The sequence below is a fragment of the Streptomyces canus genome (genome assembly GCF_041435015.1).
Lineage (GTDB): Bacteria > Actinomycetota > Actinomycetes > Streptomycetales > Streptomycetaceae > Streptomyces > Streptomyces canus_G.
Window position 1 is genome coordinate 49,513 of record NZ_CP107989.1, and the last position, 14,621, is coordinate 64,133.

12 protein-coding genes and 2 pseudogenes are annotated in these 14,621 nt (G+C 67.9%); 11 read left to right on the forward strand and 3 right to left on the reverse strand.

Features of this window, described 5'->3' with window-relative positions; translation table 11 throughout:
• The first annotated feature begins 35 nt into the window (after positions 1-35).
• Entirely contained in the window at positions 36-233 is a 198-nt protein-coding gene (locus tag OG841_RS00235; RefSeq protein ID WP_328643395.1) for a DUF6207 family protein, read from the forward strand.
• A 986-nt stretch (positions 234-1,219) separates the two neighbouring features.
• A pseudogene (locus OG841_RS00240) lies at positions 1,220-1,429 on the forward strand (LLM class flavin-dependent oxidoreductase); the annotation flags it as partial.
• Positions 1,430-1,843: 414 nt separating this feature from the next.
• Here OG841_RS00240 and OG841_RS00245 read toward each other — a convergent pair.
• A complete protein-coding gene (locus OG841_RS00245) occupies positions 1,844-2,455 on the reverse strand; it encodes a TetR/AcrR family transcriptional regulator (RefSeq protein ID WP_328643394.1) in 612 nt (203 codons plus the stop codon).
• A gap of 88 nt (positions 2,456-2,543) precedes the next feature.
• On the opposite strand from OG841_RS00245, the gene OG841_RS00250 reads away from it, so the two are divergent.
• Entirely contained in the window at positions 2,544-3,275 is a 732-nt protein-coding gene (locus OG841_RS00250) for an SDR family NAD(P)-dependent oxidoreductase (RefSeq protein WP_328643393.1), read from the forward strand.
• A gap of 55 nt (positions 3,276-3,330) precedes the next feature.
• The gene (locus OG841_RS00255; RefSeq protein WP_328643392.1) at positions 3,331-3,786 is read left to right on the forward strand and encodes a nuclear transport factor 2 family protein; all 456 of its coding nucleotides are present in this window, start codon (positions 3,331-3,333) and stop codon (positions 3,784-3,786) included.
• A 759-nt stretch (positions 3,787-4,545) separates the two neighbouring features.
• On the opposite strand, the gene OG841_RS00260 is transcribed toward OG841_RS00255, so the two are convergent.
• Positions 4,546-5,109 carry a TetR/AcrR family transcriptional regulator gene (locus OG841_RS00260; RefSeq protein ID WP_328643391.1) on the reverse strand — a complete coding sequence of 188 codons (564 nt, stop codon included), beginning with the start codon at positions 5,107-5,109 and terminating at the stop codon, positions 4,546-4,548.
• A gap of 138 nt (positions 5,110-5,247) precedes the next feature.
• On the opposite strand from OG841_RS00260, the gene OG841_RS00265 reads away from it, so the two are divergent.
• The 3 genes from OG841_RS00265 to OG841_RS00275 all read left to right on the forward strand — a co-directional run bounded on the left by OG841_RS00265 (position 5,248) and on the right by OG841_RS00275 (position 7,929).
• Complete coding sequence (locus OG841_RS00265) at positions 5,248-5,973, forward strand: SDR family oxidoreductase (protein ID WP_365121872.1); 726 nt, start codon at positions 5,248-5,250, stop codon at positions 5,971-5,973.
• A gap of 69 nt (positions 5,974-6,042) precedes the next feature.
• Entirely contained in the window at positions 6,043-7,113 is a 1,071-nt protein-coding gene (locus tag OG841_RS00270) for an aldo/keto reductase (protein WP_365121869.1), read from the forward strand.
• Between the two features lie 69 nt (positions 7,114-7,182).
• The gene (locus tag OG841_RS00275) at positions 7,183-7,929 is read left to right on the forward strand and encodes an SDR family oxidoreductase (protein WP_328643388.1); all 747 of its coding nucleotides are present in this window, start codon (positions 7,183-7,185) and stop codon (positions 7,927-7,929) included.
• 213 nt (positions 7,930-8,142) lie between these two features.
• Here the strand turns inward: OG841_RS00275 and OG841_RS00280 are convergent.
• Positions 8,143-8,226: pseudogene (locus OG841_RS00280) on the reverse strand (transposase); the annotation flags it as partial.
• 633 nt (positions 8,227-8,859) lie between these two features.
• Between OG841_RS00280 and OG841_RS00285 the strand changes: the two are divergent.
• From OG841_RS00285 to OG841_RS00300, 4 genes are all read left to right on the forward strand, one after another.
• Positions 8,860-9,228, forward strand: a complete 369-nt coding sequence (locus tag OG841_RS00285) for a WhiB family transcriptional regulator (RefSeq protein ID WP_371570496.1) — start codon at positions 8,860-8,862, stop codon at positions 9,226-9,228.
• Between the two features lie 618 nt (positions 9,229-9,846).
• Complete coding sequence (locus OG841_RS00290) at positions 9,847-10,194, forward strand: VOC family protein (RefSeq protein ID WP_328643386.1); 348 nt, start codon at positions 9,847-9,849, stop codon at positions 10,192-10,194.
• Between the two features lie 1,286 nt (positions 10,195-11,480).
• Complete coding sequence (locus OG841_RS00295; RefSeq protein ID WP_328643385.1) at positions 11,481-11,780, forward strand: hypothetical protein; 300 nt, start codon at positions 11,481-11,483, stop codon at positions 11,778-11,780.
• 175 nt (positions 11,781-11,955) lie between these two features.
• Positions 11,956-14,613, forward strand: coding sequence for an RICIN domain-containing protein (locus OG841_RS00300; RefSeq protein ID WP_371562404.1), 2,658 nt, complete (start codon positions 11,956-11,958; stop codon positions 14,611-14,613).
• The last annotated feature ends 8 nt before the right edge of the window (positions 14,614-14,621 follow it).

The window sequence follows — 14,621 nt, forward strand, 5'->3', positions numbered from 1 at the left end:
GGGCTGTGGCGCGTAGTCCAGGCATGAGGGAGATCATGGACGCGCACGTGGCGGAGCCGGGCCTGGCTGTCGTGGGGGTCGCGGCCGCCGATGACGAAACCGCCCTTGCGGTCCAGGAGCTGCTCGCCGCGCGGTGCGCGATCGCAGCGGCGGACCGTACGACCCGGGAGCCTGGCGAGCCCGGTGTACGGCTGCGCTGCTTCCTGGACCTGCGCCAGGAGCCCGGCTCGTAGCGCTGCGGGCGGCCAGCCGCGTCCCGCTGACCAGCCATGGTCGGGGCCCCGGTCGGGGGTGGGCGGCAGCGTGGTGCTCTGCCATCGGCGGAGACGGCATCTCGTGGACGTCGGCGTCCTCGCCGCGGGAGGCCTTGGCCTGCTGGACGGACTCGTTGAGGGCGGCCATGAGATCGAGGACCTTGCCCGGCTGCTCGGTCTCCGGGGCTTCGGGAAGGGGCTTCTCTTCCCGCTTCGACTCGATGATCTTCGCCAGGGCGTTGGTGTAGGTGTCGGTGCGTGTTTGTCACGACTATCCCCTTTTCTACCATGGTTCGTAGCGTCTGGTTCCCGGATATGTGAGCGGTGGCCGGTGCAGGCCGGGAGGGGACGCGGATCGGCTTGAGAGGCAGCCGCCCTGGTCACCACCCGGGGCGAAATGGCGGGGCGTAACCCGGATTGGACAGGATCGGAGCGGCTCACCGATGCGCGGATGGGTTCACAGCGACGCTGAACGCAGCTTCCGCCTTGAGCACTGGGAGTACGACCGCGATCGCATCGACGGCTTCGACTACGACATCGGAGCAGTCCTCATCGGGTCCGCTGACGCCACGGACGAGTCCGAACTGATCACGGTGCTCGACGCATGGGGCGCCCGGCCTGGCCTCTTCGTCTACCCCTGGGAGAGCGAGGACCCCACGCAATACGACGGGGAAGCCGTCAGCTCGTGCAGACGATCAGCTGGCGTTGCCCAACCGAGCGTCTTGCGAGGGCGGCTGTTCAACTCGGCCGCTACCGCATCAAGGTGCTCGCGAGTGTGGACCGAAAGGTCGGTGCCCTTGGGTGCCTCTGTGTTTGTCAAGCTGGTTGGGGTGTCGGCGTAGGCTCGGGTTCGGCGGGTCCGGGAAGTGACTTGTCCGAAGAGTCGGTCGTCGGGGTTGGGCCGGCCGCGCTGGATGCTGTAGTCGCCCCCGGTTGTCCTCCCGGGCTCGTCGTCTGGGAAGATCGGCTACATCGACGCCAACACTCGCGCGATCTTCGGCCGTTCCTACGCCGCCGAGCCCGACGTGCTGGTCAAGCAGCTCGCCGAGGACGAAGCGGTCGCCGCCGCCGACACACTCCTCCTCACCGTGCCGAACCAGCTCGGAGTCGCCTACAACGCCCATGTGATCGAGAGCATCCTGACCCACGTCGCTCCGGCCCTGGGCTGGCGCTGAGCACGGCGGGAGGCCATGCACAGAAAGAGGTGAGCCCGCCAGCCCCAATGAGCCCGCCGCCCCCACACCCCTGATCCGTCGACTCCGCCTGAACCCACCACGAGGAGAACGACGTCGCTGGCAGCGTCGGAGGGGTTTCTCAAGGTGGGCTCCGGCGCGCTCACGACTAGTTTTCGCCCTCATCGTCCAGGCGGGCGCGGCCGGACTCGGGTTCAACCGGCTGGCCGACTACCGACGTCCTACCTGGCCGGCTGCATCCCAGGAAAAGCAGGCCCACATCGAACTGGGCGACGATGACTTGTATACCGCGCAGGCCCGGCTGCCGGCCCCGGGGGCTGTCAAGCCCGAGTTGCACCCGAACCCCGACCGGTCGCGGGTCCTGCTGGACTAACCAGGTCGGGAACGGACACCAACTCACGAACCGCCCACTGAGCGAGGGGGGCGGGGCAGTACGGCAAGGGCTGTCCTGGCGATATCGGTCAGCGTCTCCTCGCTCGCTCCGGCCTTGCCCAGAGCTTCAATGCCGCGCAGTACGGCGAGCACCAGCGCAGCCAGCTTTCCCGGATCCGCGTCCGCGGCGATTTCGCCATTGCGCTGACAGGCTGCGATGTCGCCCTCCAGCAGGGCCTGCAGCGCCTCGATGGCCGCGCGCGCCCGCTTGGCCACCGTCTCGTCGTGTTCGGCCAGCTCGGCGACGCCCTTGGCCAACAGACATCCGCGGTGGGCGGTGTCTGCGGCAGTCGCCGCCGCCACCGCGTACACGTGGGCGGACAGCCGCGCGTAGGCGTCGGCGTCGTTGCCGCGCAGCTGTCGGCTCACAGCATCGACGACGGAGGCGCAGTAATCGTCGAACACGCGGTGGAACAGTTCCTGCTTTCCGCCGAACGCGCCGTACAGGCTGCCTTTGCCGAGCCCTGTTGCCTCGGCGATGTCTTCCATTCGCGTGGCGGCGTACCCGCCCGACCAGAACCGGTCCCGGGCAGCGTCCAGTACCTGCTGCTCGTCGAACTTCCTGGGTCGTGCCATGCGGGACAGCCTACCAATTCTTGACTGGTTCGTCCATAACGGCTAGCGTTATGGACGAACCAGTCAAGAATTGAGGAGTGGGCGCGTCATGACGGAAGTACTCGCAGGCAAGGTGGCGGTGGTCACCGGAGCCACCAGCGGCATTGGGCTTGCCATCGCCAGGCGGTTCGCCGCGGAGGGGGCACGGGTGTTCCTGGCCGGTCGCCGTCAGGAGCCGCTCGACGCGGTCGTAGCTGAGATCGGGCCGGCGGCCACCGGTGTGAGGACCGACGTTTCGGTGCAGACGGACCTCGATGACCTCTACTCGGTCGTGCGCGAGGAGGCGGGCCGCATCGACGTGCTTGTCGCCAACGCCGGCAGCGCTGTCCCTCAGCGTCTCGGTGAGATCACAGAGGAAGCCATCGACGCCACCTTCGGCACGAATGTGAAGGGCACGATCTTCACCGTACAGAAGGCTCTGCCTCTGCTGTCGGACGGCGCCTCGATCGTAGTGACAGGCTCGACCAACGCCCTCCGCCCCGGACCGAGTCTGGAAATCTACGGCGCATCGAAGGCAGCGGTGCGCAACCTGGTGCGCAGCTGGGCGCTCAGCGCGCAGGAACGGAAGTTCCGGGTGAACGTGCTGAGCCCCGGCCCGACCGAGACCCCGGGCCTGGTGGGCGCCGTAGGCCCGGACCACCAGCTCGCCTCGCAGGTGCCGCTCGGCAGGATCGGCCGCCCGGATGAGATCGCCGCCGTGGCGACGTTCCTGGCCTCCGACGCCTCCAGCTTCGTCAACGGCGTCGACTGGTTCGTCGACGGAGGCCAGGCGCAGGTCTGACCGCGCCCTTCAACCAGCGCGAGAGCGCACCACGCACCATGTACCAGGAGGAAAAGTGAACGCCAGCGATATCCAGAGGCGTCGCGAAGAGATTGCTGTCAACTACTTCCGTATGGTGGACGCTGGCAATCCTGCGGTCATCGACATCTTCACTGAAGATGCTCGTATGTTCTACCCGAAGTTCGGCATCGCGCACGGGAAGGCACAGATCGGAGCTTTCGCTCAGGGTCTTGGACGGGGAATCGCGTCGCTGGAGCACGAGATCGAGAGCTTCACCGTGTTGTCGTCCGGGAACTACGTGATCGTCGAGGGCGCGGAAAAGGGAACAACGACGTCAGGCGCGGACTTCCCTGACAACATTTCCTCCTTCGGGTTGTTCTGCAATGTGTTCGAGTTCGAGGGTGAACTCATCAAGAGAATCCACATCTACGTGGACCCGGACTTCGCCAACACGCACGCCGAAGGTGTGGCTTGGGGTAAGTCGGTCCGGGACAGCATCGCCAGCCTGTAGTCGTGCGGGCGCGGGTGGCCTTGAAGACGGTGACGACCACGGGGTCGCCACCGTCGTCGTTCAGGCCGAGGAAGCCCAGGTCGGCCAGGGCGCCGAGGCTGGCAGTGCGCAGGTGGGCCAGGATCCGACCTGGGATGGCTGCTCATCGAGTCCTTGCTGCCGGTGCCGGCCTGCCAGACCCCCCCGCGGCGGCAGGCCAGAGACCCACCCGCGGCGCGAGATCGTGCGCTAGCTCGTCGACACCGGCTGTAAACGGTCCGCCCTGCCGAGCGACTACCCGCCCTTCCAGACAGTCTTCGGCTTCTTCAGCCACTGAACCGCCGCAGGGGTCTTCAACCGCATCCTCGACCAGCCGCGGTGCCGAATCCGCCGGACGACGCTGAGGGCGGCACCTCCACCCCCATGCTGCTGGCCCGCTACCGCCACGCCTCCGTCCGCTCCCTGGAACGCTACGCCCGCCCCAGCGTCGACGCAGTCGCCCGACACGTCGCCGAACGCGACCCTGCCGCCCGCCGGAAGCGCTGGCGCCTCCAAGATCAACTACTGGCGGCTTCTGGGTCCACCTCGGTGATCCCCCTTGAGCGGCGACGGCAGGAACGCCTGACGAGCCGTTCGGGCGCTGTCGCGAGGCGAGGATCGAGCCGAACGTAGGCAACCATCCCGACGGTCCTCACCAAGGTCTGGGGCGCCACGACCGCCGCGGCCGCAGCCATGCCGTCCGACATAGGTCGACGCCTCGCCGAACCGCTGGCGTATCGCTTAGCGGGGCCTGAGTCCGTCGACGACGACGTCCAGCATGCGGTTCAGCTGGGGGCGCTGCTCGGGTGCGCCGGCCACGGAGAGCAAACCGGCGAGGATGCCGCCTACCTCGACCGGGTCGATGTCGCTGCGCAGTTCTCCTGCTGTGGCGCCGGCCTCGAGCACCATCGCCAGGACCTGCTGTACCTCGTCGCAGACGGGTCCGGTGCCGAAGCGGCCGGAAGCGCTCATGGCGACCAGGGCCTCGCAGATGCCGCGTCGTTCACCGGCCCAGTCGGCGAATCGGAGCATCCACGCGTGGAGGGCCTGCGCGGGCGGCTTGGCAGCCAGCAGGGTGCGCGCATCTTCGCGCAAGGGCCGGATCTGGTCCCGGTAGACCTCTTCGACCAGATCCTCACGGGTGGGGAAGTGCCGGTACAGGGTGGCGTTCCCCACGCCCGCGCGTTTGGCGATCGCGTCCAGCGAGATCGCGCGTCCGGACGCGAAGGCTTCGGCGGCCGTGGCGATCAGCTGCTCGCGGTTGCGCTGCGCGTCGGCGCGCAGGGTGCTGCGTGGAGGGGTCATGACCTTCGCGATCGTGAGTGTCGGATGAGGCTCGGGAACGATTCGGGGATGTCCCCGGTTCAGTGTACGCTGAGACAACCGGGGAGGTCCCCGATTACGGGTGGTCTCACCCATCCCTTCAGCGACGAAAGGTTTGCCATGCCTACAGCTCTCATCACCGGGGGGACGACCGGGATCGGCAGAGCGACGGCCGAGCTGCTGCACTCCCGCGGCTACCAGGTCGCGGTCACCGGACAGAATCCCGACTCCCTCGCGCGGGCGCAGTCCGAACTCCCCAGCGACGTGCTCGTCGTCCGATCCGACGGGCGCGTGCTCTCCGACACCGACGCCCTGATGTCGGCGGTGTCGGCGCGGTTCGGATCGCTGGACCTGCTCTTCCTCAACGCCGGGATCTTCCGTCCGGCACCGGTTGCCGAGGTGACGGAGGAATCGTTCGACGAGCACGCCGACCTCAACTTCAAGGGCCAGTACTTCACCCTCCAAAAGGCCCTTCCCCTCATGAACGACGGCGGCTCGATCGTGCTGACCGTCGGCATCGGATCCCGTCGCGGCACCCCTGGCGCCACGGTGGGGGCGGCGACACGCGGCGCGCTGCTGGCCATGCTGCCCTCGCTCGCGCTCGAACTGGCCCCGCGCAGGATTCGCGTCAACGCCGTGAGCCCCGGGGCCACCGACACCCCGCTGCTCAACAAGCTGGGGGTGCCCGAGAGCGGCCGGGACGCCATGCGCTCGAAGATCCCCTTCGAGCGCTTCGGATCCAGCCAGGAGGTCGCGGAAGCAGTCGCCTTCCTCGCCTCGGACGCCGCCGGCTACATCACCGGCCAGGACATCACCGTGGCCGGCGGCTACGGGCTCGGCGCCTGAAACCCGGGCGAGCCGACCACCGATCCGTACCTCTCGAACGCCACGAACCACACCTCACAGGAGAACACGATGGCACTCACTCTCGACACCTACCGGCTGCTGGGCCGTTCCGGACTCCGGGTCTCACCGCTGGCGCTGGGCACGGCCACCTTCGGCACCGAGTGGGGCTGGGGCGCCGAGCGCGACGAGGCGCGCAAGCTCTTCGACCGCTACACCGAGCTCGGCGGCAACTTCTTCGACACCGCCAGCACCTACACCAACGGCAGCTCCGAGCGGCTGCTCGGCGAATTCGCCCGCACCAACCGCGACAAGATGGTGCTGGCGACGAAGTACTCGACGCTGCGTCAGCCCGGTGACCCGAATTCCGGGGGTACCCACCGCAAGAGCATGCTGGCGTCGGTGGAAGCCAGTCTGCGGCAGCTGAACACCGACTACATCGATCTGCTCTACGTGAACGTATGGGACTTCAGGACGCCGGTGGAGGAGATCCTGCGGGGCCTGGACGACCTGGTGAGGCAGGGCAAGGTGCTGTACGTGGCGATCTCCAGCGCCCCGGCCTGGCAGGTGTCGCGCATGCAGGCGATCGCCGACCTGCGCGGCTGGTCGCCACTGGTCGCACTGGAGACCGAGTACAGCCTGATCGCGCGCACCGCGGAGCGTGACCTGATCCCGATGGCACGCGAGATGGGACTCGGAGTGGTCCCCTTCTCCCCGCTGGGCGGCGGGGTGCTCACCGGCAAGTACAGCCGGGAGGACCAGAACCCGGCGGGCCCGATCGCCGGCGAGACCGCCGGCAACCGCAAAAGCCTCAACGCCGCCCTGGGATGGGTCACCGACCGCAATCTCGCCATCGCCGATGCGGTGAAGGAGGTGGCCTCGGAGCTGGGCCACACACCCGCCCAGGTCGCACTGGCCTGGACCCTGAACGCCCCGGGCGTGACGGCACCCATCATCGGCGCCCGCACCATCGCGCAACTGGAGGACAACCTGGGCGCCCTGCAGGTCGACCTCGCTCCTTCCCAGCTGGCCCGCCTCGACGAGGTCAGCGCCATCGACCTCGGCAATCCGCACGACCTGCTCGCCAGCGATCACATCCGCACGGTCACCACAGGCGACATGAAGATCGAAACCCTCGGCTGATTCGCTTCATAAACAGCGACATCCAGATATATCGACATGTTTTTGATGATGGAGCGGAGCAATCTCGGTATGGGTAAGTACAGCGACAAGAATGTGGTGATCACGGGTGGCAGCAGCGGCATGGGGCTCGCGCTGGCGGAGCTGCTGGTGCAAGGCGGAGCCCGCGTGGTGATCACCGGCCGTTCTCCGGCCAAGCTCGACGCGGCACGCGAGCGGCTCGGCGAGAATGCCGTGGCCGTCCGGGCGGATGTGGCCTCACTGTCCGACCTGGATATGCTCGCCGGCCGTGTAAAGAGCGACCTCGGCTCGATCGAGGCTTTGCTCGTCAACGCGGGCATCTCACCTCTCACGCCCCTCGAGTCGACGACCGAGGACGTGTACGACGAGCTGTTCGCGATCAACGTCAAGGGCGCCTTCTTCACTGTGCAGAAGCTCGCTCCGCTGCTGAGCGCGAACGCCGGCATCGTCCTCACCACCTCGATCGCGAACGTCATCGGCATGGTGGACACCAGCGTCTATGCGGCCGGCAAGGCGGCGCTGCGCTCGATGGCCCGCTCCTTCTCCCGCGAGCTGCTTCCGCGGGGAATCCGTGTCAATGCGATCAGCCCGGGTCCCATCGACTCGGGGATTCTGGAAACGATGAACTTGTCCAAAGAGGCCGCTGACCAGTTCAGGGCGGAGCGGACCGCGAGCAACCCCATGAAGCGCTACGGCACCGTCGAAGAGTTCGCCAAGGCGGCCGCATTCCTCGCCTTCGATGCCACGTACACCACCGGCATCGAGCTGGCCGTGGACGGCGGCGAAACCCAGCTCTGAGCTCGTCTGCCGTCCCGCCACGGGCGTAAGGCCCGCTACCCGGCGGTTTCAGGGGGCGCTGCAACACGTGGCCGTGTCGATCAGGCCGCGAGCAGTTCGGCGGGAAGCTGCACATGGTGCACCGCGGCGCGGGCAGCGACAATTCCGTGCGGCACACCACCTTCAACGGCACCTCCTGAAGCCGGGACGAGAGGTTCCGACGGAACGGTGCCGGTTCTTCCAGGCCGTGAGCACCGGCTCGATCAACGCCCATTGCTCGTCCGTCAAGTCGCTCTGGTACGGCTTGCGTTCACTCACCCCACCGATCCCAGCAGGCCACCGGCATCGGACCGGCACGTTCCGCCTCCGTCCATACCATCAGGCGACACCAGAACGACCCATATGCTCACGAACCGCCCACTGAGCACGACCTGCAAGCCGATGACCACCACCCCACACCCCCGCTGGGGCAGCGAACTCGCCGCTGTCCCCCGGAGTCGCGGAGAAGTTGCACGGCCTCCCAGGCAGCAGTCGTACGAGATCAGATAGCGGCTGCTTCTCCGGTCATGATCAGAGCTGGACAGGGACAGCAACGGCGGTGACGGTGCCCGGCTCGTGGCCCGGGACCACGATTGACAGTCGAGGCGAACAGAGGCCAGCCGATGGAACCGGCCTCCACCGCCCGCCCGTCTGGCATCAGCCGCCCTCCTCGCCGGCTGGGTTCGCGGGCCGGTGGCCCAGAGGGCGATCGCCGAGAACGCCTGGCCCAGTCCCGGGCCAATACAGAACAAACCGCCGTGGCCTGAACAGAGTCGAGTAGCCTGCCGTTATCGCCCCGGCCCACCCTGTGGCAAGTCCGCGTCACTCGAAGGAGTTGAGCGCTCTGCCGCTGCTGAACGCTCAGCACCGGGCTCACGTATTGTCACGTGCCTGCCGCATGGCCGGGCGTAGCTGCTGGCGGAATCGGGGAGGGGCGGTGCCGAGGTGATAACGGATACCGACTGGGGCGACCGCGGGCTGTGCAAGAGCGCCGACCCGGAGGAACTGTTCGTTGAGGGAGCTGCGCAAAACCGGGCCAAGGTCGTGTGTACCGGCTGCCCTGTGCGCACCGAATGCCTGTCCTACGCGCTGGATCAGCGCATCGAGCACGGCGTCTGGGGCGGGATGACCGAACGCGAGCGGCGGGCGCTCCTTCGCCGCCGACCGACCGTGACGTCGTGGTGGCGCCTCCTGCACACCGCCCGCGTGGAGCATGAGCAGCAGGCCTCTGTCGCCGTCCCGGCCGAGGACAGCAGTCAGGTCTTGCACGAGGCCTGCTGACCGCGCGGGTTGGCACCATACGAAGAAGAGCACCGCAGGGAGCGCCGCTGCGCGAAGCGGACTGCGCCCTGGACGCGGCAGAGCACCGGGGCACCCGGCTGCGCCGCATCGCCGCCCGGCCGAGCCGGGGCCGCGCCCCCGTCGATGTGCTCGATCCGGCAGTGCCCCAGCAAGATCGTCGGCGGCACGAGGAATTACCTGCTGTGGCACTTCAATGCCCTACGCGAGTTCTACCTTGCTGCATCCCAACGCCGTCTTCTCCTCGTGCTCTGGTGGGACTGACCCGGGATCTCATCGACGGCTCAGGACCCGGTACCCGGGGAATTACGCGACGTTCCGGCTGGAGACCTGCGCGAACGTCCACATGATCACCGGCACGAGCGGCACCTGGTTGTGTGGGCATGTATTCGGGCTCGGAGAGGCGGCCAGCCCGACGCCGCAGCGCAACCGCAGTCGGCCGACTCCTCTCCGGCCGCCCGCTGAGTGCCTGTTCGACGCTCGTGAACTGATGACGCTGTCACGGAGTAATGCGTGTTGGGCAACATGCGATGAGTTCTGTCGCCTCAAGCTGTCTGTAGAAGGGACGCGAATAGCCCGACTCGAAAGATGGTGGCGTTCATGGATACCGCCCGCGTATTGATGGTTGCCCCCGTGCGAAGCGTTGAGGAGGCGGTGGTCTGGTACGAACGGTTGCTGGGACGCCCGGCGAACACCCGGCCGATGCCGTCACTGGCAGACTGGCATCTCACCCCGAGCGGCTGGCTCCAGGTCTTCGAGGACGCCGAGCGTGCTGGTTCAGCACTTCTCAATCTGGAGGTGCCCGATCGGGACAAGGCTTTGGCTCAACTCAAGCAACGCGGTTTGAATACGGAGCCGGTGCAGACAGGTGGAACACGCACCCGGTTTGCTGCCCTGCACGACCCGGACGGCAACCGGATCCCGCTCCTGGAGAATCCGGTGGCCTGACCCAACCCGTGGCGCAACCGAGGAGGTGGCTGCGGCTGCTGTGCCGGAAGTTGGCCGCTCGGCCACTACAGCTAGGCGGCAGGAGGCGGCTGCCCATGCAGCCGCCAGGCGCTGACGACCCCGTCCACTGACCAGAGATCAACCGGCCCACCGGTGTTGTGGTTCTGAAGGAGGAACTCTGCTTCCCCCTCGCCTCGACAGACGAAGATCCCCTCCACCTCGGGCGGCGGATGCCGGCGATTCCCGGTGCGACGGCCACCGGGTCCCATCCAGACCGTGCCGCGGAGGGCCGCTCGAGTCCTGCATCGTCCAGAGCACGAGCGGCTTCCGACCAGGAGGTGACGCCCGGGCAGTCTCCGGTGGACTGGTTGCTGACCTCGCCCACGCCCCACCGGTCTGCCTCGCGCACGGCCCCAGATCCCCAAGGAGCGCCCAAAGCATGGCGTCTCAGAACGGTTGACGACCGCGCTGTGGCCGGGACCGGCATGGGTGCGCAGGCGGGCGAGGACCTCGGTGCCGCGGTTGGTGTGGATGCATCTGCGGGGCCAGGCACTGGGCACGGTCGAGCGGACACACAGCCGTCCACCTCGAAAGAGTTGACCGCTCTCGCCTGTTCTCCTGAGCGAGCCCCCTTTGCGAGAGCCTGGCTCTGTTTCGACCCGAGCCTGCACCCGCTTGCCCACACTGCGAAACGGTCAGCGGTGATCACGCGCGGTGCTGTGGAGGTGTTCCAGGGCGTCGAGCCTCGCACCGCCCTCCCATAGCAATGGACGCGCCGGCCGAACTCAGCGCGGTACTGAGCGCTTTCCTCGCCCGTTAGGGCGCGTACGGGCGAGGACGTACTCACCGCCCCGGACATGCCGATGAGCGAGCGTCAAGCCGCGATGAGTCGGATTCATTTGGCACCTCCGTCGCCCATTACGTAAACGGTCGCCGTCTGGACGCCGATCGGTCCACCGCGGCGAAGATCTTGGAACAGACACATCTGTTGCCCTTGACGTCAATCGTGGCCGAGCGCTGTCATTGGTAACGGAACGACCGGAGTGCTGCGGGGGTCGAACCCGGTTCACGTTGTCGGCCGACGCCTGACCGGCCGGACCGGCACCACTGATGAGTCAGACGTATCCAGGGCCACTAGCTCGTCCAGCTCCGGCCGGCGGGCGCCACAACGTAGTGGAGTAGCTGATGGCAGCCGACGGCTGTGTTCGGTGTGGCGGAACGGCGTCGGGGCCGCGGGCGCGTCGTGTCGCCGGCGGCAGCCCTTCCTGCGGCCACCGGGTCACCCCGTGAACACACCGCCCGCAGCCGGAGACCGGACTGCGGCGCGCACCGCCACACAACGCCGTGGCCGAACAGCGGCCACGCTGCCCGTCGTCCTCCCTGACGACGTCGTGGGCGGCCGGGTCGCCGCGCGCACCCCGCACCTCGACCTGGGCACCCACCCACCGCTGTACCGCACACCCTTCGACATGCAGCCGCAGGCACCACCGGCTGTGCTCGGAGAACAACGAAGCCTCCCGCGCCGGAGGCTGCCCCGGCAGAACCGGATCGTGGTGGCGAGCCGGAACTCGTTCACCGACCGGTAGCCGTGCGACGTCCCGCACTGCGACAACACCTCATCCACCTCGGGCGCGCACCTCGGCCGGGTCGCACCGCGCACAGCACGAAGCAGGCAGTGCGGTCTCCCCCCACCCCGTCAACGAAGGAGCTCGCGTCATGCGACAACACATTCGGCTGCGGAGCCGTCGACGCTTAAGGCCGGTGACAGCGGCCGCCGCGGTGCTGCTCACCGCTGTGGTGGGCATACCCCCGGCCACGGCGGCAGGTCCGCGACCCACGGCGTCCACGGCGGCCGTCCCCGCTGCGTCGGCGGCGGACGTCAACGGCTTCACCGCGGGCAACGCCGCGATCGCCTCGGTCGACCTGGCCGGCACGTGGGGGTTCACCCCGGCGGGCCGGTCGGCGACGTCGATCACCGTGCCGGGCGGCGGCTGGTACAAGCAGGGCTTCACCGATGTGAACGAGGCGGTGTACTCCCGCACCATCACCGTGCCGGACTCCGGGCAGCCGCAGTCGACGTGGATCGAGTTCGGCGCGGTGAACCACCAGGCGACCCTCTCGGTCGACGGGCGGACGGTGGCGACCAGGACCACCGCCTTCACACCGTCGAACTTCGACATCAGCGCGTACGCGGCACCGGGTACCACGCACACCATCACGGTCGATGTGAAGGGCAGGGGCGCCCTGAAGAACCCCGCGAACGGCAGGTATCTGGTGCCCGACGCGGCCGACTGGGCCGAGGCCGTGCCGCAGGGGATCTTCCGTTCGGCGTTCCTGCGCGTGTATCCGGCGGTGTACGTCAGCGACACGTTCGTCCGTACGTCCGTGGCCAATCAGACCCTCACCTACGACGCGTCGGTGACCAACACCTCCGGCGCCGCGCGGACGGTGACGCTGACCGGTTCGCTCGCATCGGACAACGCCACGTCGTTCAACTATCCGGCGCTGCCGAGCAGCACGGTGACCGTGGCCGCCCACTCGACCGTGAAGGTGACGGTCGGGCCCGTGGCGTGGAACCTGGGCTCCTCCTCGTACTGGTGGCCCAACGTCCCCTACCGGCAGGGGTATCGCGCCCAACTGCACCGCCTGACGGTCCACGCGGCGACCGACGACGGCCGCACCAGCGACGCGACCTACCGCTTCGGATTCCGGGAGAGCAGCCAGAACGGCGAGTACTACTACCTCAACGGCGTGCGGGTGAACTTCCGCGGCGACAACCTCCAGGGCGCGGACTTCGACCGCATCAACAACGGCGGCAAGGGCGACGCCTACGACACCCTGCCCGGCTTCCTCGCGCCCTCCTCGGGAAACGGTGGCTGGCCGCAGGCGGTCGACAACTACCAGCGGCTGAACTACAACGTGGTCCGCATTCATCAGGAGCCGGCCAGCCCCTACATGCTCGACGTGGCCGACGAGATGGGCCTGATGATCATCGACGAGACCGGCATCCGCGGCTCCAACAGCCTTCAGGACTTCGTCGCCGGGCACGACAACATGGTCGACCACGCCCGCGCGCTGACCCTGTGCGACCGCAACCACCCGGCGATCATCCGCTGGAGCCAGAGCAACGAGCCCGGCAGCAGCGGTATGGACTCGGAGCAGTTCGAGAAGGACCTGTACGCGGCGATGAACGGCAACGACGGCACCCGGCCGGTCAGCGTCGACGCGTGGGTCGGCGCTCCGGCCAACCCCTACCCCACCATGACGTACGCCAACTTCGATGTCTTCGGGCACTACTTGGACGGTTTCGGCGCCTACGGCGAGAAGGTCGTGTCGGTGCCCGGCCGGCCCGACGGCGAGGGCGAGTACATCTGGCCGAAGTGCAACACCAAGCAGGGCTTCGAGTGGTTCGCCACCACGATGGCGGCCAAGCGCGGCAAGGACGCCAGCGACTTGCGCCCCTACACCCTGCTGTCCGCCTGGGCGGGCGTCATACCCGGCGTCCGCACCACCGACTTCACCCCCGAAGAGGGCGGCCATCCCGTCTACGGCGCCGACAACCTCTCCGACCCGTGGAGCAATCCGCAGTTCCAGCGGGTGCAGGCCGCGTTCAATCCCGTGGCCGCGATCGACCTGCCCTATTGGTCGGCCTCCGGTGTGTCGGACTCCAGCGGCACCTTCCCGCTCCCGCAAGCGGTCCCCGGATACGCCGCCAACAGCACCGTGAACCGTACGATCTCGGTGTTCAACGACGACTTCACCGGCACCGCCGTGGGCTTCGCCTGGAGCGCCCGCCTCGACAGCGCCACCGGCCCGGTGATCGCCTCCGGGAACACCACCCTCACCGTCCCGCTCGGCTCGAAGGCGACGCAGACCGTGTCGTTCACGGCGCCGTCCAGCGGCTCACGGGTCTACCTCGTCCTGTCCACCAGCAAAGCCGGGACGACCGTGTTCAGCGACGCGGTCGAGTACTTCACGTTGAGCGGCGGCGGGAGCACCGGTCCCGCGCCGGGCACGTACCGCATCGTCAACCGCAACAGCGGCAAACCGCTCGCCATCACCGGCAACTCCACGGTCGACGGCGCCAAGGCCATCCAGCAAACCGGGAACGCGACCTGGACCCTCGGTTCCGCCCAGGACGGCGCCTACACCCTGCGATACACCGCGAGCGGCAAAATGCTCGACGTCAACGCCTCCTCCACCACGGCCGGACTGCAACTGCAGCAGTGGTCCGCCAACGGCGGCACGAACCAGGAGTGGTACCTCCGGCCCACCGGCGACGGCTACTACACCATCGTCAGCCGCGCCAGCAGCCTGGCCGCCGACGTGTACGGCCAGTCGACCAGCGACGGCGCCCAAGTCGTGCAGTGGACCGCCAACAATGGCACCAACGAGCAATGGCAACTGACACCGGCCTGAGCCGGCTG

Coding starts and splice junctions, on each gene's coding strand:
- OG841_RS00245 (WP_328643394.1), bottom strand. CDS start 2,455: ATGGCACGACCCAGGAAGTTCGACGAGCAGCAGGTACTGGACGCTGCC.
- OG841_RS00260 (WP_328643391.1), bottom strand. CDS start 5,109: ATGACCCCTCCACGCAGCACCCTGCGCGCCGACGCGCAGCGCAACCGC.
- OG841_RS00265 (WP_365121872.1), top strand. CDS start 5,248: ATGCCTACAGCTCTCATCACCGGGGGGACGACCGGGATCGGCAGAGCG.
- OG841_RS00235 (WP_328643395.1), top strand. CDS start 36: ATGGACGCGCACGTGGCGGAGCCGGGCCTGGCTGTCGTGGGGGTCGCG.
- OG841_RS00290 (WP_328643386.1), top strand. CDS start 9,847: ATGGATACCGCCCGCGTATTGATGGTTGCCCCCGTGCGAAGCGTTGAG.
- OG841_RS00250 (WP_328643393.1), top strand. CDS start 2,544: ATGACGGAAGTACTCGCAGGCAAGGTGGCGGTGGTCACCGGAGCCACC.
- OG841_RS00275 (WP_328643388.1), top strand. CDS start 7,183: ATGGGTAAGTACAGCGACAAGAATGTGGTGATCACGGGTGGCAGCAGC.
- OG841_RS00270 (WP_365121869.1), top strand. CDS start 6,043: ATGGCACTCACTCTCGACACCTACCGGCTGCTGGGCCGTTCCGGACTC.